Annotated in this window: 15 protein-coding genes; 8 read left to right on the plus strand and 7 right to left on the minus strand. The window is 37.8% G+C overall.

The window, feature by feature from the left end:
* Positions 1 to 101: 101 nt before the first annotated feature.
* The 4 genes from B2V92_RS09035 to B2V92_RS09050 form a co-directional block, all read right to left on the minus strand.
* Positions 102 to 791 carry a response regulator transcription factor gene (locus tag B2V92_RS09035; protein ID WP_113951181.1) on the minus strand — a complete coding sequence of 230 codons (690 nt, stop codon included), beginning with the start codon at positions 789 to 791 and terminating at the stop codon, positions 102 to 104.
* A 103-nt stretch (positions 792 to 894) separates the two neighbouring features.
* Entirely contained in the window at positions 895 to 2,007 is a 1,113-nt protein-coding gene (locus tag B2V92_RS09040; RefSeq protein WP_293307076.1) for a TlpA disulfide reductase family protein, read from the minus strand.
* A complete protein-coding gene (gatB, locus tag B2V92_RS09045; RefSeq protein ID WP_293307078.1) occupies positions 2,007 to 3,470 on the minus strand; it encodes an Asp-tRNA(Asn)/Glu-tRNA(Gln) amidotransferase subunit GatB in 1,464 nt (487 codons plus the stop codon). The genes B2V92_RS09040 and gatB overlap by 1 nt, the downstream gene beginning before the upstream one ends.
* A gap of 99 nt (positions 3,471 to 3,569) precedes the next feature.
* Positions 3,570 to 4,718 (minus strand): ATP-binding protein, encoded by a 1,149-nt coding sequence (locus B2V92_RS09050; RefSeq protein WP_293307080.1) that lies wholly within the window; start codon positions 4,716 to 4,718, stop codon positions 3,570 to 3,572.
* Positions 4,719 to 5,076: 358 nt separating this feature from the next.
* Here B2V92_RS09050 and B2V92_RS09055 point away from each other — a divergent pair, with 358 nt between their 5' ends.
* Complete coding sequence (locus B2V92_RS09055; RefSeq protein ID WP_293307082.1) at positions 5,077 to 5,664, plus strand: hypothetical protein; 588 nt, start codon at positions 5,077 to 5,079, stop codon at positions 5,662 to 5,664.
* Between the two features lie 125 nt (positions 5,665 to 5,789).
* A complete protein-coding gene (locus B2V92_RS09060; protein ID WP_293307084.1) occupies positions 5,790 to 6,287 on the plus strand; it encodes a hypothetical protein in 498 nt (165 codons plus the stop codon).
* A 73-nt stretch (positions 6,288 to 6,360) separates the two neighbouring features.
* Here the strand turns inward: B2V92_RS09060 and alaS are convergent, their stop codons facing one another.
* The gene (gene alaS / locus B2V92_RS09065) at positions 6,361 to 8,979 is read right to left on the minus strand and encodes an alanine--tRNA ligase (protein WP_293307086.1); all 2,619 of its coding nucleotides are present in this window, start codon (positions 8,977 to 8,979) and stop codon (positions 6,361 to 6,363) included.
* Between the two features lie 116 nt (positions 8,980 to 9,095).
* Here alaS and B2V92_RS09070 point away from each other — a divergent pair, with 116 nt between their 5' ends.
* The 6 genes from B2V92_RS09070 to B2V92_RS09095 all read left to right on the plus strand — a co-directional run bounded on the left by B2V92_RS09070 (position 9,096) and on the right by B2V92_RS09095 (position 17,587).
* A complete protein-coding gene (locus B2V92_RS09070) occupies positions 9,096 to 9,431 on the plus strand; it encodes a MerR family transcriptional regulator (RefSeq protein WP_113951188.1) in 336 nt (111 codons plus the stop codon).
* Between the two features lie 325 nt (positions 9,432 to 9,756).
* Entirely contained in the window at positions 9,757 to 11,745 is a 1,989-nt protein-coding gene (locus B2V92_RS09075; RefSeq protein ID WP_293307089.1) for a helix-hairpin-helix domain-containing protein, read from the plus strand.
* 102 nt (positions 11,746 to 11,847) lie between these two features.
* Positions 11,848 to 13,836: a ComEC/Rec2 family competence protein gene (locus B2V92_RS09080; protein ID WP_293307091.1), complete on the plus strand. Its 1,989-nt coding sequence runs from the start codon at positions 11,848 to 11,850 to the stop codon at positions 13,834 to 13,836.
* Between the two features lies 1 nt (position 13,837).
* The gene (locus B2V92_RS09085; RefSeq protein ID WP_293307093.1) at positions 13,838 to 14,614 is read left to right on the plus strand and encodes an enoyl-CoA hydratase/isomerase family protein; all 777 of its coding nucleotides are present in this window, start codon (positions 13,838 to 13,840) and stop codon (positions 14,612 to 14,614) included.
* Positions 14,615 to 14,636: 22 nt separating this feature from the next.
* Entirely contained in the window at positions 14,637 to 15,320 is a 684-nt protein-coding gene (locus B2V92_RS09090) for a hypothetical protein (protein WP_293307095.1), read from the plus strand.
* Between the two features lie 98 nt (positions 15,321 to 15,418).
* Positions 15,419 to 17,587, plus strand: coding sequence for a S9 family peptidase (locus tag B2V92_RS09095; protein ID WP_293307097.1), 2,169 nt, complete (start codon positions 15,419 to 15,421; stop codon positions 17,585 to 17,587).
* A 33-nt stretch (positions 17,588 to 17,620) separates the two neighbouring features.
* Here B2V92_RS09095 and B2V92_RS09100 read toward each other — a convergent pair whose 3' ends face one another.
* Positions 17,621 to 18,331, minus strand: a complete 711-nt coding sequence (locus B2V92_RS09100; RefSeq protein WP_293307099.1) for a DUF3307 domain-containing protein — start codon at positions 18,329 to 18,331, stop codon at positions 17,621 to 17,623.
* Positions 18,331 to 18,942: a SatD family protein gene (locus B2V92_RS09105; RefSeq protein ID WP_293307101.1), complete on the minus strand. Its 612-nt coding sequence runs from the start codon at positions 18,940 to 18,942 to the stop codon at positions 18,331 to 18,333. Before B2V92_RS09105 ends, B2V92_RS09100 begins: the two co-directional genes overlap by 1 nt.
* Positions 18,943 to 18,953 lie beyond the last annotated feature (11 nt).

Genomic DNA, 18,953 nt, shown 5'->3' on the forward strand with positions numbered 1-18,953 from the left:
ATGTAAAATCGGTACAAGTTGCGTTTCGGTCGAGATGACAAGTATAAAAAAAGCCGTCCAATTTTACATCTGGACGGCTAATATTTTTTATTTTAATTAACTTAAGAAAGCTCGAACTTATAGCCTACCCCTTTTACAGTTGAAACATAAGTTTCGCCCAATTTTTCCCTTAATTTACGGATATGGACATCAATTGTTCTGTTGGTTACCACTACCGAATCTTCCCAGATATTTTTAAGAATCGATTCGCGGGTATAAACTTTCCCAGGTTTTGAAGCCAATAAGTATAAAAGCTCAAATTCTTTTTTGGCCAACACAACCTTGTTACCACCCTGAAAAACCAGGTAAGCTTCGCGGTCGATTACCAGATCGCCAATTTCAAGTTTATTTTCAGAAACTTCTTCAGTTCCTGCGTTTCGTCTTAAAATTGCATTAATTCGGCTTACCAGGGCACGTGGTTTGATCGGTTTTGCGATATAATCATCAGCACCAACGTTAAAACCTGCAATTTCAGAATACTCTTCACTTCTGGCGGTTAAAAAAACCATAAAGGTATTTTTAAATTCAGGAATTGCCCTCATTAAACGGCAAGCCTCTATCCCATCCATTTTAGGCATCATAATATCCAGGATAATCAAATCCGGATGAACCTTTTTCGCTACAGTAATTCCCTCCTGGCCATTGGTCGCTGTGAAAACCTGATAACCTTCTTTCTTTAGGTTATATTCAATAAGCTCCAGAATATCTGGTTCATCATCAACAATTAATATTTTCTGACCTGCGTTGTTCATAGTTAAATATTTGTTACGAAAGTAGTGTCTATGATGCAATATTTAGTTAAGTCTAAGTTAAGAAATTGTTAATTACTTAAATTAGTTTAACATGGAATTTGTTTTAACGTAACGTTTTACCCAAAAATGCATCCAGTTCATCACCACGCAGGTTTTTAGCCACAATTTTTCCAGCAGGATCAACCAGATAAGAGGTCGGGATGGCCTGAACCTGGTATTTTTTTACCGTTTCACCATTAAAATCCTTCAATTCCGAAACATGCATCCAGGTTAATCCGTCTGCTTTTACCGCTCCTAACCACGCTGCTTTGTCCGTATCTAAAGAAATACCGATGATATCGAAGTTCTTGCTTTTAAATTTATTGTAAACTTTAACCACATTCGGGTTTTCCTGACGGCAGGGCTGGCACCATGAAGCCCAGAAATCTATCAGAACATATTTGCCTTTATAATCTGATAAGCTTACAGGCTTATTATCTGCAGTATTGATTGTAAATGCCGGAGCAACCTGACCTACCTGAACAGTTTTTAAAAGTGCCATCTGCTTTACAAAAGCATCAACCGTAGGATTACCTTTAATCTCTTCTTTAACCTCATCGGCAAACTTTACCAGTTCGGCTTCAAAATCCTGTGGACTTAAAGTGCTCATTGCGTAAAAACTGGCCAGCGTTCCTTTATTATCTTTTGCAAATTTTAGGATCTGCGTATTTAACTGATTGATATAAGATTCGTACTGTGGTTTCATCGATTCTAAAACAGCAGCCCTATTTTGCGGTTGTTCAGCTACTTTTGCTTCAAAATCGGCCTGTAATTTTTCAACCTGCTTAGCAAAATTGTTTCTGATGCTGTTTAACTCCGATAATTTATCAACTTCATTGGCTCCCGAAATTTTGTAAGCCATGGTTTTATCCGCCAAATCGGCCTCTAATTTAATCCCATCGCCGTTTTTTGCAATCAGCATAAACTCATGGTTACCTACTGATACCCTGAAAAAATCAACTGATGGTGTTTTACGGATAAATTTAAATTCGCCTTTTTCCGATAAGTTGGTCGAATCGATCGCAACCATACTGCTGTTCTGCATACCGTATAAAAATACTTTCTTTTCCGTTCCCGGATTCTGGAAAGTCCCATCAATGGTAAAGCTATCTTTTGGTTTACATGCAGTGAAGGCAATCGCGATCAGCATGATCAGGCTCAATTGTTTTAGTCTCATTATTTCAGTTTTTCAAGTATTAATTCATTTAATTTTTTAGCGTCGGCTTTACCTTTGGCCAGTTTCATTACATCGCCAACAAACAAACCTAAAACGCCTTTTTTACCTTTCTTGTACGCATCTACCTGCTGTGGATATTTATTTAACACTTCATCAATAAAACCACTTAATTCATCTCCATTTTCGGAAATAAGCAAGTTTAACGATTGAGCCAGACCGGTAACATCTGTATTATCCTGCTGTTCCAGTGCCGGTAATAACTGCTGGATCGCAATCTGTTGGGTGATTTTTTTATCATCAACCAGGTTAATTGCTTCGGCCAATTGTGAAGGATTTACCTTAAAATCGGATATTGTAATTCCTTTTTCATTCAGAACTGCTCTAATTGGACCGATTAGCCAATTGATAAGGTTTTTTTTGTTTTTAACAACCGGCTGGGCTGCATTAAAATAATTCAACAGGTCTAAATCTTCTGCAAAAAGTGCTGCATCTGCTTTACTGATGCCAAATTCAGCAATCATCTGTTGCGAAATCTCATTGGGCAATAATGGCATCAAAGATTTAATCTCTGCCACCCAATCGTCAGAAATATAGATGGGCTGCAGATCGGGATCTGAAAAATAACGATAATCATTTGCCTCTTCTTTGGTACGCATTGGTGAAGTTGTGCCTTTATCGGCATCAAAATTTAAGGTACTCTGGATAATCCTTCCTCCATTACTGATCACTTCTACCTGACGGCCAAATTCGAAATCCATAGCCCTACGTACGTTGCGCATCGAGTTAAGGTTTTTTACTTCACAGCGCGTCCCAAATTCGGCACTGCCCTGCTCACGGATCGAAATATTGGCATCACAGCGTAAACTTCCCTCTTCCATATTGCCATCGCTGACGTTTAAGTGCCTTACCAGTTTCCTGATTTCGCTTAACAGCACAGAAGCTTCTTCCGAACTACGGATATCAGGCTCGGTAACAATCTCGATCAGAGGCACTCCGGCACGGTTTAAATCAACCAACGAATAATTTTCATCCTGATCGTGGATGCTTTTACCCGCATCTTCTTCTAAATGAATACGGTTAATACCGATCTTTTTGGTAGAACCATCAGCTAACTGAAGCTCCAGAAAACCATTTACGCATATCGGTTGGTTATCCTGTGTGATCTGGTACCCTTTAGGCAGATCGGCATAAAAATAATTTTTCCGGTCAAAATGGTTAACCTGATTGATAGTGCAGTTTAAAGCCAGACCAATGCGGATGGCTTTTGCAACCACTTCTTTATTCAGCTTTGGCAGTGCGCCTGGCAAGGCCAGCGAAACAGTTGATATATTTTGATTAGGTAAAGCTCCGAAAGATGCACTATCAGCAGAAAATATTTTTGTATTTGTATTTAACTGAACGTGGATTTCCAATCCTGAAACGAGTTCGAAAGCAGTTTGGGGGCTTGTTTCTTGTAAAGACATTTAAAGCTTCGTGTATTGTTATAAATTTATTAACCACAGATTTGCTTTATCTGTGGTTAAATATTAATGATTCAAATATAGTTATTATTTAGTCTTTCGTTAAAAAAGGCTTGAAGGAGAAATCCTTAAAAATTCCTCCCATGGCAAACCACCTGCCCCAACCATTAGCATTTTATCTGGCCTGTACATTTTGTTAAATGCATCCATGCCCGATGTTTTACTAACCAATCCAGTACTTTTAACTTCTAAGCCGATTATTTTACCTCTTTTTTCCAGAATAAAATCTACTTCATCATTTCTATGCCGCCAATAAAAAACCTTATAACCTTCTACAAAAGAATGGTTTAATAAATGTGCACCAATAGAAGATTCGACCATCCTACCCCATTCTGCAGGATTTTTTCTGATTTCTCCAAAGAACTCATTTCTTTGCGCACTTACCAAAGCGTTATTATGCACTTGAAACTTCGGACTGGATGATCGTTTCCGGATTACATCGGCAGCAAATTTTTCAATCCCTCCCAATAAACCGGCGGTATCCATCAATTGTAAATAATGTGACAGTGTTGTGGTATTTCCTGCATCAGATAGTTGCCCCAACACTTTGGTGAATGATAAAATCTGACCCGTGTACAAACAGCCCAACTCAAACAAACGTTTCATCAATGCAGGTTTATCTACACGGGTGAGCATTAAAATATCCTTCGAAATACTGGTCTCAATTAATGCATTTGAAACATAACTTTTCCAACGCTCCTCATCATCGATTAAACCTGCCGATCCGGGATACCCTCCGAACCAAACATATTGCTCTGCGGTAAAACCGAAAGCCGCTTCCATTTCCGGAAAACTCCAATGTCCTAAATAGGTTAACTCAAATCTTCCCGCCAATGATTCTGTTAAGCCCTGCTGAATCAATAACCTCGACGAGCCAAGTAAAATAACCTTAATATTTACCCCATTTCGCATATCCTCATCCCAAAGACGCTTTACAATTTCACTCCAATTATCTATTTTTTGGATTTCATCAATGATCAGAACAAATCCATCAACTCCAGGCTCTTTAAGCTGTTCCCTTGTGTTATACCATATCACTTCGATCCATGTGCGGTCAGAAGCAGCTACAGCATCCGCCGACTCGAAAATACAGGGCAGATTTATTTCCCTAATCAATTGACTGATTAATGTAGTTTTACCAATCTGCCTTGGCCCTACAAGCACCTGAACAAACCGCTTTGGCTCATTCATTACCTTTATAAGTTTCTGTAAATAAGAACGTTGATACATATTTTACAATTTACTCAATAACATGAGTAAATTTACTCAATAAAGTAAGTAATTACAAATTACAGCCAATTATTAGTTCATATAAATATTTAAAATAGATAATTGTTGATTTTTTGACTTAAAAAATTAACAGTCAAAATACTGTAAATCAAATAATTACAAACATTTTTACATTTTACTCAATAAAATGAGTAAAATTACTCAATGATCTATTTAATAGTTAAAGAATGTTAAATGCCAAATTTAAAATTAAACCAACTCCTAAATATTGGCTCTATTTCTACAATTAAACACACAGAAAACCTTTAATTAAAAACGTATGAAAAAGTTAGTTTTAATTGCCGCTGTGATGATGGTTTCATTATTCGGTACAAACAATGCAAAAGCACAGGTTAGCTTAAATATCAATATCGGTTCTCAACCGGTTTGGGGACCAACAGGTTATGATCATGTAGATTATTATTACTTCCCTGATATTGATGCTTACTATTATGTGCCTTCTGGTCAATACATATATCTAAACGGTGGCCGTTGGGTTTGGGTAAATACTTTACCTGCCCAATACGGGAACTTTGATCTATACCGTGCATATAAAGTGGTAATCAATGAACCTAGACCATATTTAAGGAATAATGTTTATGTAACCCGGTATAGCAGATACAAAAACTATGGCGGTCATCAAACCATTATAAGAGATAGCCGGGATGCAAAATATTTTGTAGTAAAGGGACATCCAAATTACAACCAAAGAACCACAGTTGTTGTACGAAATAACAATCGGCCTGCACGTATAACAGAAAGAAGAGTTACAAGGCCGGAACAAAACAGTCGTCCACAACGTAACGAAAACAGGAATAACCGCCCCGAAAGAAACCGTGGAGAAGGTCGTGGTAACGATCGCCACTAAAGGCAATATTTAGTTTTGATGGAGGGAACGCTGAACGGCGCTCCCTTTTTTCATATATCTGTTACAATAGAAGTTTTGGCACAGCGTTTGAATTACCGAGGTACACACAAATAAAATAGATTATTATGAAAAAGTTATTTATCATTTCCGCGATTTTAGGTATCGTGGCTTTAACATCTAATCAATCTAACGCTCAGGTAAGTATTAACGTAAACATTGGCGCACAACCTGCATGGGTTCCGGCGGGTTATCAAAGCGTAAATTATTATTACCTCCCCGAAGTACAATCGTATTATTATGTTCCACAAAGGCAGTTTGTTTATCTGAGTGGGAACCGATGGACAAGATCTCGTTATTTACCTGCAAGGTACAGGGGCTATGATTTACACCACGGAAGAAAAATTGTAGTTTATGGCAATAGCCCATACCGCAATTACAATACACATAGGGTAACTTATGTTAGCCACAATAATTATTACCGTTCATCTTATGGAGGTGGAAGCAGGATCAGGTATAATTCACCAAGAAATAATTTCAGGCCTTACCGTGGAAATAACGGACATCATGAAGGTAGAGGGCATTTTGGACCGAGAGGGCATGGTGGAGGACACGGCAGACATTAACATAAAAAAGAGGCTTTTAAGGCCTCTTTTTTATGTCTGTTACGTTGGATTTATTTCAATGTCCCTTTTTTAATTAATGATGCGGAATAAAGCTTTCCGCTTTTTCCAGAACTGCTTTTAACCCAGCCGGGTTTTTACCTCCTGCTGTAGCATAAAAAGGCTGTCCGCCGCCTCCCCCCTGGATTTCTTTACCCAGCTCGCGAACGATGTTGGAAGCATTTAATCCTTTTTTAACCAAATGATCAGAAAGCATTACAGTAATACCTGGCTTGCCGTCGATTTCGGTTGTAAAAACAAGGAAAAGGTTATCGATCATGTCTTTTAAAGAGAAAGCAAGGTTTTTAACCGCATCCGCACTTTGCAGATCGATATGTTTTGCAATCAGGTTTATACCATGGATCCCCCTTACATGGTGTACAATTTCATGTTTTAAGGTATTTACACGCTCTATAGTCGATTTTTCGATCTCCTTTTTCAGTTTTGCATTTTCATCCAGTAAAGCCTGAACAGATGCTGATAAATCTTTGCTTCCGTTTAATAATGCTTTTAAGTATCCGAGTTCTTTTCTTTGATCCAGGAAAAACTGCTCTGCTTTATCAGCAGTAATGGCTTCGATACGGCGTACACCTGCAGCTACTGCACTTTCTGAAACAATTTTGAAAGAACCGATCTGTCCGGTTGCTTTAACATGCGTGCCACCACAAAGTTCTTTAGAAAAATGATCGTCAAAAGTGATCATACGTACAAAATCGCCATATTTTTCACCAAATAAAGCAGTTACACCACTTTCAATTGCATCCTGATATGGAACATTTCTTTGCTCTTTTAATTTAATGTTCTGGCGGATTTTCTGGTTTACAATTACTTCAATCTGAGCCAGTTCCTCGTCGGTTACCTTAGCAAAGTGCGAAAAATCGAAACGCAGGTAATCTGCATTTACCAACGAACCTTTTTGGTTAACATGTTTTCCTAAAACCTGTTTAAGTGCAGCGTGCAATAAGTGTGTTGCCGAGTGATTATCTTCAGTTAAAACACGTTTATCTTCATCAACAACAGCCCAGAATTTACCTTCCAGATTATCGGGCAATATATCTGCAAAGTGAACAGTTAACCCGTTTTCCTTTTTGGTATCAGTAATATCAACCCAAAACTGACGGCTATGGTCCTCTAAACGACCGGTATCTCCTACCTGACCACCACTTTCGGCATAAAAAGGCGTTTGACGCAGTACAATCTGATATTGCTCTTTTCCTTTAGCTTTAACTTTACGGTATTTTAAAATCTCGGTTTCAATTTCAAGATCGTCATAACCAACAAATTCGCTTTGATCTTCTGTATTTACCACAATCCAATCGCCTGTATCAATTGCAGTTGCAGCACGACTATCGTCCTTTTGTTTTTTCAAAGCCTGCTCGTAACCTACAAGGTCAACCGTCCAGCCTTTTTCCCTCGCCATTAATTCTGTTAAATCGATCGGAAAGCCAAAAGTATCCGATAATTCGAAAGCAAAAGCACCCTCTACGACATTATTTGAAGCCTGATATTTTTCAAAGCGCTGGATGCCTGTAGATAACGTCCTTAAAAACGAAACTTCTTCCTCTAAAACCACTTTTTGCACGAAATCCTGTTGAGAGATCAGTTCGTCAAAAACTCCTCTAAACTGTTCGGCCAATAATGGAACCAATTGATTTAAAAACGGTTCTTTAAAGTTTAAGAAAGTATAGGCATAGCGTACTGCACGGCGTAAAATCCTGCGGATTACATAACCTGCTTTATTGTTCGAAGGCAATTGTCCATCGGCAATTACAAATGAAATGGCACGGATATGATCGGCCATAACGCGCATAGCGATATCAGTTTTCTCATCGGCACCATATTTAATTCCAGATTTCTCTGCAATAAACTGGATCATCGGTTGAAAAACATCGGTATCGTAGTTTGAAGTTTTTTCCTGTAAAACACGTACTAAACGTTCAAAACCCATTCCGGTATCAACATGTTTGGCCGGTAAACTTTGCAACGAACCATCTTTTAAACGGTTAAATTGCATAAATACGTTATTCCAGATCTCGATAACCTGTGGATGATCGGCGTTTACCAGTGTAGCACCATCAACTAGAGCTTTTTCTTCATCGGTACGGCAATCTACATGGATTTCAGAACATGGTCCACATGGCCCCATATCGCCCATTTCCCAGAAATTATCTTTTTTGTTCCCTGGTAAAATATGGCTTTCATCTACATATTGTTTCCAGAGATCAAAAGCTTCCTGGTCTTTTTCCAAACCTTCTTTTTCATCACCTTCGAAATAGGTAACGTATAATTTATCTTTCGGGATTTTATAAACTTCGGTCAATAATTCCCAGCTCCAGGCAATGGCTTCTTTTTTAAAGTAATCGCCAAAGCTCCAGTTACCCAGCATTTCGAACATGGTGTGGTGATAGGTATCGATACCCACTTCTTCCAGATCGTTGTGCTTACCTGAAACGCGTAAACAACGCTGGGTATCGGCAACACGAGAATATTTAATGGCGGCCTCTCCTAAGAACAGATCTTTAAATTGGTTCATACCTGCATTGGTAAACATCAATGTAGGGTCGTTTTTAACCACGATCGGTGCGGAAGGAACAACATGGTGTTGTTTCGATTCAAAAAAACTAAGGAATGCCTGTCTAATCTCTTTTGCTGTCATTTCAATATTATTGGAGGCAACAAAATTAAAATTTTATTGCGTTATTAAGGAAAAATCGAGCTACATTTGAATACTTTAATTAATCGATATAAAACACTCATAATCAAGCACAAGTTATGCCGTATAAAGAAAGAGACATTAATAAAATGTATTATACCATGGGCGAGGTGACTGAAATGTTTAATGTAAACGCATCCCAGATCCGTTTTTACGAAAAAGAATTCGATATCCTACAGCCTAAGAAAAACAAGAAAGGCAACCGTTTATTTACCCCCGAAGACATAGAAAACCTAAAAATCATCTTCAACCTTGTTGATGAAAAAGGCTTTACTTTAAAAGGTGCTAAAGAATACCTAAAAAACAATAAATCGGATGTAAAAGAGAACCAAAAAATTATAGATTCTCTGGAAAAACTAAAAGGCTTTTTGGTAAACCTAGCCGAAGAACTATAAAAGCGGTACTATACTACAGTAAAATAATACAAATACGTATTTTTAAAAATATTATTTGTGTAGTTTTTAAAATATATTTCTATATTAGTACTAAATCAACTATTACCCTATTTTCTTTAATTGGCTTAATCTCCGCTTATGAAAATATGGTATCTGATGTTGATCGGTTTTTCCTTCAACTATTTTTCTCTCCAAAATAACCTGTTGACCAGTTTTACACTGGCCCGCAATGGCTGCATAGCCATTACTAACGTTTTTTTGTTAGCATTTAATCCTAGTGCATATGCGTATTAGGATGATTATTGCGTTTGTAATGATAGGTTTCATGGCAAATGCACAAGAGAGCAACGAAACGGAAATTGATATCCGTGATATACTCGAAAGTGTTACGGAAAATTTGCCTGATGATTACGACATGACCGAATTGGTTGATGTGCTGATGAGATACCGCAAACATCCTATCGACCTGAACCATGTTACGCCAGAGGAATTAAAGAGTCTTGTTTTCCTATCGCCACTACAGATCAGTAATTTTTTCTCTTATGTTAAAGAAAACGGGCAGCTTTTAGATCCTTTAGAATTGCAGGGCATTGATGGTTTTGATGTTAGAACCATCGAAAATTTATTGCCTTTTGTCGCGGTAAATGTTCAGCCGGAATATCAGCAGCTAAATTTCAGGAATATTTTTAAGCTTGGCGAAAACGACCTGATGATGCGTTTTGCTGAAAGTTTAGAAAAACAGAAGGGCTTTACGGATTTGCCAGGTAACAGGTATTTAGGTACGCCCGAGAAATTTCAGACACGGTACAGGTATAATTACAGTACGATACTTTCTGTAGGTGTTACACTGGATAAAGATGCCGGTGAAAAGTTTTTCAATAAACCATTCGATTTTTACTCGGGTAATGTAGCCTTATTTAAATTGGGCAGGATCAAAAAACTGGTTGTTGGGGATTACACCTTACAATTCGGGCAGGGCTTAACCTTATGGTCGGGTTTTTCTTTTGGCAAGGGCCCCGATGTAACCAGTGTGGCTAAAAAAGACCTGGGTTTAAGACCATATAACTCTACCAACGAATATTCGTTTTTCAGGGGGGCTTCTGCAACAATTACGCTTCTCAAAAATGTCGACATTACGCCATTTATTTCTTTCAGAAATCTTGATGCGAGTCAAAAAACCGATAAAGATGGCAATTTGGTGCAATCTACCATTAATCAAACCGGATTACATCGAACGCCTTCTGAAATTAAGAATAAGAGTGTTCTATCGCAGCAATTATATGGCACAGCCATTCAATATGCTCAAAATGAACTCAGCATAGGCGCAATTGCCTATCAAAGCAATTACGGAAACAGTTTTGTTGTACAAACAGCAGCTTACGATCGGTACAGTTTCACAGGTAAATCGCTAACCAACTTCGGTTTGTTTTATAATTACACCTATAAAAACATGTACCTCTATGGCGAAGGGGCAAAAGGCTTAGGAGGTGGTTTTGCATATATTAATGGCGTACTTGTTAGTTTATCCAAAGCAGTTTCTGCAGCCCTAACCTATCGCGATTATGCTAAAGATTATCACAGCTTTTTCAATCAGGCGGTAGCAGAATCAACCGAAGCAGTAAATGAAAAAGGATTGTACCTGGGTTTAAATGTGAACCCGAGTAAACGATGGGCTTTTTCGTTTTATGGCGATTACTTCCGTTTCCCATGGCTGAAATACCGTGTTGACGAACCATCAAAAGGTTACGAGCTTTTAGCACAAGCGGTTTATACGCCCAGCAAAACCTTTAAAGTTTTAGCCAGGTTTAAAGCAGAACAGAAACAACAGAATACTGATTTGGATGTACCTGTAAAATTTTTGGATCAGGTAAAAAGAGCAGGTTACAGACTTGAAGTAAACTGGCTATTAAATAAAAACTGGAGTTTGCAGAACCGCGCAGAGGTTTCCCAGTATAAAAAAGGAGCAGCAAATAAAGAGTTTGGCTATCTCATTTATCAGGACATAGATTATTCGCCAATGTTCTCGCGGATTACCGGTAACATAAGGTTTGCCTATTTTAACACACCAAGCTACAACAGCAGGATTTATGCTTACGAAGATGACGTATTGTATAGCTTTAGCTTTGGAATGTACAGCGGGAAAGGTTACAGAACCTATTTAAACCTGAAATACAATCTGGCTAAAAAGCTAAATATATGGATGCGCTATGGTTTATTTATTTACAAAGATGTAGAAACTGTGGGGACGTATCTGGATGAAATTAAGGGCAACAAAAAATCTGAAGTAAAGCTTCAGCTACGTTATCAGTTTTAGGCGATGTTTAAGGCTGAATATGTTTTTGCGAGGATTTTGCTTCCTTTTTTAGGAGGAATAGGTATTTTTTATTTCTTTCCATCAAAAATATCTCTCCAGTTTATGCAGATAATACTTTTGTTAAACCTTTTAAGCATTCTGGTATTCAATATTAATTATAAAAGGCTGAATGCATATCGTTTTAAAGGACTAATAGGTATTTTATTGTTTATATTTTTCTTCAATCTTGGTGGCTTACTTTGTTTACTAAATAATGAAACATTAAAAAATAGTTACTTCGCAAACAGCAACTGTATCTCTTTAAAAGTTTGGGTAAATGACGAGCCACAAAAAACCGGAAGCATACTACGTTTTAAAGTGAAGGTAATTTCCGGCTATCAAAAGGATAAGCAGATCAGATTATTCGGGCAATTACTTCTCGCATTGAAATTAGACAGTTTAAAACCGCTTAAACTAAAATATGGAGACGAAATTATTATTCCAGCTAAATGTACAGCAATTGAACCGCCTTACAATCCCGCCGAATTTGATTTCAAAGCCTGGTTAGCGCACCAGAATATTTACCATCAGGCTTTTACCGACCAAAACCATTTGATTAAGACAAATAACAATGTCGGAAATACCATTATCAAACATGCTTTAGATTTAAGAGAGAAACAGATAGAAAAATACCGTAAACTGATTAAAAGTGACGAAGCTTTTGCAGTGGCTTCTACACTGATATTGGGTTATCGGGCAGACTTAAGTAAAGAAACCCTTTCTGCTTATAGTAAAACAGGTACTATACATGCATTATCCGTCTCGGGCGCTCATGTTGCAATTATTTATGTGGTGCTGGATTTTTTGCTGGCTTTTATGAACAGGAAACGTGGTCTGAAAATTTTAAAACTGGTGCTGATCTGTACATTAATCTGGGGATATGCATTACTCACCGGATTATCTCCGTCTGTTGTACGTTCAGCGATCATGATCAGTATTTTAATTACAGCTAAAGTATTATCTAAAAACACCAACAGTTATAACATTTTGGCATTTTCTGCATTTTGCCAGTTGATTTACAATCCTTTTTTAATCTGGGATGTGGGGTTCCAACTCTCCTATCTTGCTGTTTTCGGATTGGTTTATCTCCAGCCAAAAATTTATGACCTGATCTACATTAAGCATAAATGGCCTGATAAATTATGGAGTTTTATTTCTATGTCGCTGGCAGCACAAATCGTTACCTTTCCGCTAAGTATTTATTACTTTCACCAATTCCCGCTTTATTTTCTATTTGGCAATCTGTTTATCACCCTTCCATTGGTGCTTATGATGTATCTGGGAATAGCAATTTTGATACCGTGGCTTAGTTTTTTAGCTCCGGTTTTCGAATGGATCATCAATTTTACCAATTCGGTATTAAAATGGATTGCCGATCTACCCTATGCTACCTTTTCTTCAATCTGGATTAACCTGCCCGAATTTATATTATTGAGTTTGGCACTGGGTTTATTTATTTACGGATTGGTAAACTTTAACAAACGTTTTGTTTTCTCTTCACTGGTTGTTTTTGTTGCTTACCAAGTATTAATTATTTGTGACGATCTAAGTACCATCCACCAGCAAAAGATCATTTTCTTTTCCTTAAGAAAAAATTATGCAACCGCTTTTATCAATGGAAGAGAAAGTATCCTTGTTACCGATTTAAATGTTACCGATAAAAATTACGACTTTTTTGTTAAGCCCGCATTGTCACAATTACAGGTAGAAAAGATCTCTTTACTTAACCTAAAACAAGATACCATATTAAAGGATTTCATTTTAAAGAATAATCAGATTGTATTTCACCGTTATAAAATATTACTGATCGATGAACGCTTAAATTATAGATCTTTACAGGGAAATGGTCAGTTTTCAGACCTCTGGATCAGCGGCAATACAAAATTTAAATTAACAGCATTGGATCCGGCTATAAACTATAAAACCGTGCTCATTGATGCTACCAATAGGGATTATAAGATAGCCTTCTTTAAAAAAGTTCTTCAGAATAATCATCCGGAAGTTCATATTTTAAAGAAAAATAAAGCATATTTGGTGCAACTAACCCAATAACATGGAAAATCTGGTTTTATATCAGGTTGCAGAACGGATTGCAACCATAACCATTAACCGGCCTGAAAAAAGAAATGCCCTAAACCCCCAGCTTATATCGGCATTAACAGCCGCATTTATCCGCGCCTCAGAAGATGACCTGGTAAAGATAGTGGTATTAAACGCAAATGGCGAATCATTCAGCGCTGGAGCCGATTTAGGATACCTCCAACAGTTACAGCATAACACCTTTGAAGAAAACGTTGCAGATTCCAACAATCTAAAAAAACTGTTCACTACCATTTATTACCTGCCTAAGGTGGTTATCGCCCAGGTAGAAGGTCATGCCATTGCCGGTGGCTGTGGTTTGGCTACCATCTGCGATATTGTGTTTGCAACGCCCGAAAGCAATTTTGGCTATACTGAAGTTAAAATAGGTTTTGTACCAGCCATTGTTTCGTGTTTTCTAAAACAGAAGGTAAGTGAATCCGTTGCAAAAGAAATCCTGCTAACAGGAAAAACTTTTTCAGCAGAGCAGGCATTGAAATATAATTTGATAAATTTTGTAACGAATTCATCTGAAATTCATCAAATAGTAAGAGAATTTGCATTAAGTTTGTGCAACGGCAGTTCGGGCAATTCGTTAATGGTTACAAAACAACTGATTACACAGACGAATAACCCATTGCTCGAAAAATGCCTTGAAACTGCGGTACAGATCAATGCCCGTGTACGGGAAAGTGAAGATTTTAAAAAAGGGATTTCTTCATTTCTAAACAAAGAAAAAATTAATTGGTAAAAAACTAAACTGAATAAAAAACATGTTCAAATCAATCAAAACAAGCGTAGTCGCTTTAATCCTGGTAAGCAGCGCCATTATCGCCCATGCACAGAAGAAAATAGCCGAAGGTACCATAACCTATGGCCTGGCTTATAAATTAACCGATGAGCAAAAAGCTGCAATGGGCGGACAGGAACCACCTGCAGAGCTGAAAGTTAAATTCAACAACGGTTTAACCAAAATTGAGATGGAACAGGGACCTGCTTTAATCGGTATTGTTTCTGATAACAATGAAAGAACAGGCTTGCTTTTGATCGATGTGCCGGTTGCCCAGAAACAATTTGCGGTAAAACAATCTAAAGCAGATATCGAAAAAGCAATGGGCGCTATCCCTAAATATTCTGATTTCAAAGCCACAGGCGAAAAACAGACTATCGGTGGTTTCAGTGCAGAAAAATATACTTATAAAGATGAAAAAGGTACTACATTGGAGCTTTGGGCTACAAAAGATATTGAATTACCTAACGTAGGTTCTCAAAACTATTTTCCTGGTTTAGCTGCTTTCCCTGTAAAATATACATTGGTTCAGAGAGGTGTAGAAACTACTACTACATTAAAATCTGTTGCCGAAGGTAAAGTTGGTGCAATCTCAAAAGAAGTTCCAACAGGTTACGAAGTGGTAACCATGGAAGATTTAGCAAAAATGCAGGGCGGTGGTGAATAATTAACCAATTCCTGCTAATTAATGGCTTTTTAACTGCCGGCTTTTTACTTAAATTAGCCCAAAAGTTAAAAAGCTTTTTTTATGCCCAATAATTACATATGATTAAAAACTTATTATTCAGATTATCAGTTGCCTGCATGGCATTATGCACGCTAATTGATGCAAAAGCCCAAAGTATCAATTGGACAAAAGACGGCAACTCCTACTATCAGATTGCAAGTGGCGAAATCGTTTCGGTAACCCTTCCTAAAAACGACCGTAAAACGGTTATTTCGAGAACATTATTAACACCTGCCGGAAAAGACAATGCCATTGCTGTAAGAAGCTTTCAGTTATCTGATGATGGCACTAAGGCATTGATTTATACCAACAGTAAAAAAGTTTGGCGTTATGATACCCGCGGTGATTATTGGCTGGCAGATTTAACAGCTAATAAGATTACCCAGATCGGAAAGGATAAACCAGCTTCATCTTTAATGTTTGCCAAATTATCACCCGATGGAAGTAAAGTAGCCTATGTAAGCAAACATAACCTATATGTAGAAAATATTGATGGTTCGGATTCAAAAGCTTTAACCACTGATGGTACCGATCGCCTCATCAACGGTACTTTCGATTGGGTTTATGAAGAAGAGTTCGATTGCCGTGATGGTTTCAGATGGAGTCCTGATGGAAAGTCAATTGCTTACTGGCAAATTGATGCGAACAAGATCAAAAACTTTTTGATGATCAACAATACCGACTCCATTTATCCTTATACCATCCCTGTAGAATATCCAAAAGTTGGCGAAAACCCTTCTGTTTGCAAAGTTGGCGTGGTTGATATCGCTACCGCAAAAACAAACTGGTTAAACGTTCCGGGCGATAATATCCAGCATTACATTCCACGTATGCAGTGGGTACCGAATAGCAATAACATTATTTTGCAGCAGCTTAACCGCGAGCAGAACGAAAGTAATGTATTTATCTGCAATGCCGCTACAGGTGATGCAAAAGCGGTTTATACTGAAAAGGCAAAAGCCTGGATCGATGCACAGGACGAATGGAAATGGCTGAACGATAATAAAGAGTTTACCATCGTATCAGACAAAGATGGCTGGAACCATCTATACAGGATCAGTATTGATGGAAAAAAAGAAACTTTGGTTACAAAAGGTAATTATGATGTGATTGATGTGAAATTGATCGATGTAAAAAACAATACGGTTTATTTTCTTGCATCGCCAACAAATGCTACACAGAAATACCTATTTAAAACCAAACTGGATGGAAAAGGAAAACCGGAACAGGTTACCCCTTCTATCCTACCCGGAACGCATAATTACGACATTTCTCCTAGCGCAACCTTTGCCCGTCATACTTACAACAGCTCAATCGTTAGGCCGATTACCGAGTGGATGAATTTCACCACGGGCAATCCGTTAACCATGGACGGAAGTGTTACCACACAGTTATCAAAACAGGAAGCCACTAAAAACAAGGTGGAGTTTTTCAAGGTAACAACCGAAGATGGCATTGAAATGGACGGTTGGATGAAAAAGCCTGATAATTTTAATCCGGCTAAAAAATATCCTGTTGTATTTTATGTTTATGGCGAACCTGCTTCGCCAACGGCATCAGATACTTATGGTGCCGGAAGAAACTTCTTATATGCCGGCGATATGGCCAAAGATGGCTATATCTATGTATCTATGGATAACAGGGGCGCACCGGTTCCGAAAGGTAGTACCTGGCGTAAAAGTATTTACAAAAATATTGGTGTGATCAATATCCGCGATCAGGCTATGGCCGCAAAAAAATTATTGGCTACCAATGCTTTTATGGATAAAGACCGCGTAGCTGTTTGGGGCTGGAGCGGCGGTGGTTCATCAACCTTAAACCTGATGTTCCAATATCCAGAAATTTATAAAACAGGTATTGCTATTGCAGCGGTTGGCAACCAGTTAACCTACGATAATGTTTATCAGGAACGTTATATGGGCACGCCATTTCCAAGCAAAGAAGCTTACGTAAAGGGCTCTCCTATTACTTATGCCAAAAATTTAAAAGGTAATTTACTGTACATCCATGGTACCGGCGATGATAACGTTCATTATCAAAATGCCGAAATGCTGATCAACGAACTGATTAAAAACAGAAAGGTTTTTCAATTGATGAGTTATCCTAACCGTACACACAGCATCAATGAAGGCGAAGGTACAAGCGAGCACTTATCGTTAACCTATACCAAATTTTTAAAGGAAAACTGCCCTCCGGGAGCAAGATAGAAAATTTTAAAAGCAGCCTTCGGGCTGCTTTTTTTATGAGATAAACTTTTGGATAAGCATAGCAGTTACAATGGCAATACCAAAGCTTAACAAAGTTCCTATTAATACATATTCGGTTAATTTGAGGTCGTGCTTTTCTTTCAGATCACCAAACCTGAATATCGATTTTGCCGCGAGTAAAAATCCTACAGCCTCGAAATGATTGGTAAGAATAAACAGGAAAATCAATATACGTTCCAATATCCCAATATATTTACCCGCATTTTCAAGCGATTTTGGGCTGTCGGGCTGGTTATCGGGGATCCATTTGGCAATAATCACCTTCATGATAATAGATGTTGGCATACTTAAAAACAAAGCTCCCGAAATCAATATCCAGGTATGTGGATCATTTAAAAAGCCTATATCTAAACTTCCTTTATAGAAAATATGCCAAACGGCCACAATCGAGGTAAAATGTAAAACCTGATCGGCAAAGAACAGTATACGTGCATTTTTATTGGTCTGAAAAATCGATTTTAATGCATCAATCAATAAATGGATTATACCTATTAATAAAGCAGTTTTCCAAACATCAAAACTTAAAAAAACAAGAAATATCAAAACCACATGCACCACAACATGTAGATAAAGTTTGGCTGATTTCAACTTTTTCCGTTCCTTATCTTTTACCCAGGCATTTGGCTGTAAAAAAAAATCTCCAATTAAATGGGCAATAATAAGCTTGATTAAATAGATATCCATTATTTTAAGATCGTTTGGTTCAATTTTTTACGGTATAACTTATCCATTTCGATTATCTCGGTATAATGTGCACGTTTTAACGCTTCGCTAACAGAAGATTGTGTTCTACCAGAAATAGCCGCTAACTCGCTCTGTAGCAGATTTTCATTTTCGAGTGCAAGTTTTACCATTTCTGCCGCTACCACTCCCCAGCTATCCATGGCAATTAACGACAGCTTAATTACCACATTGATTTCCTCGTCAAAATCCGGAAAATCGGTTTTAATGGCCAAATTGCTTTTAGCCTGCTTTAAACTATCAAAGGCTGCCCCGGAGTTGATAAAAGCATCCCCGCTGGATTCTGAAAGCTTTTTTCTTCTGTTTTTAATACCTCCTACACCAATCCCCATCCTTACATCTGCAGGCTTGTTTACCCTGATACATGCCTTTAAATATGCTGCAACCTTTATTGCATTTTTGGGTTCAATTTCCACCTGAAAACTATCCCCACGAAAGATCTCCCACTTGCCATATTGCCCTGAAACCACTTTTAAAGCAGTTTTTAAGCTTAACAGCCAACTGTCCTTAATCTTTCTCGAGCCGACAATATCGCCTGTTATAATACAAATCATATTACAATATC

This window comes from Pedobacter sp. UBA5917, from assembly GCF_002432345.1.
In the GTDB taxonomy this organism is placed as follows: domain Bacteria; phylum Bacteroidota; class Bacteroidia; order Sphingobacteriales; family Sphingobacteriaceae; genus Pedobacter.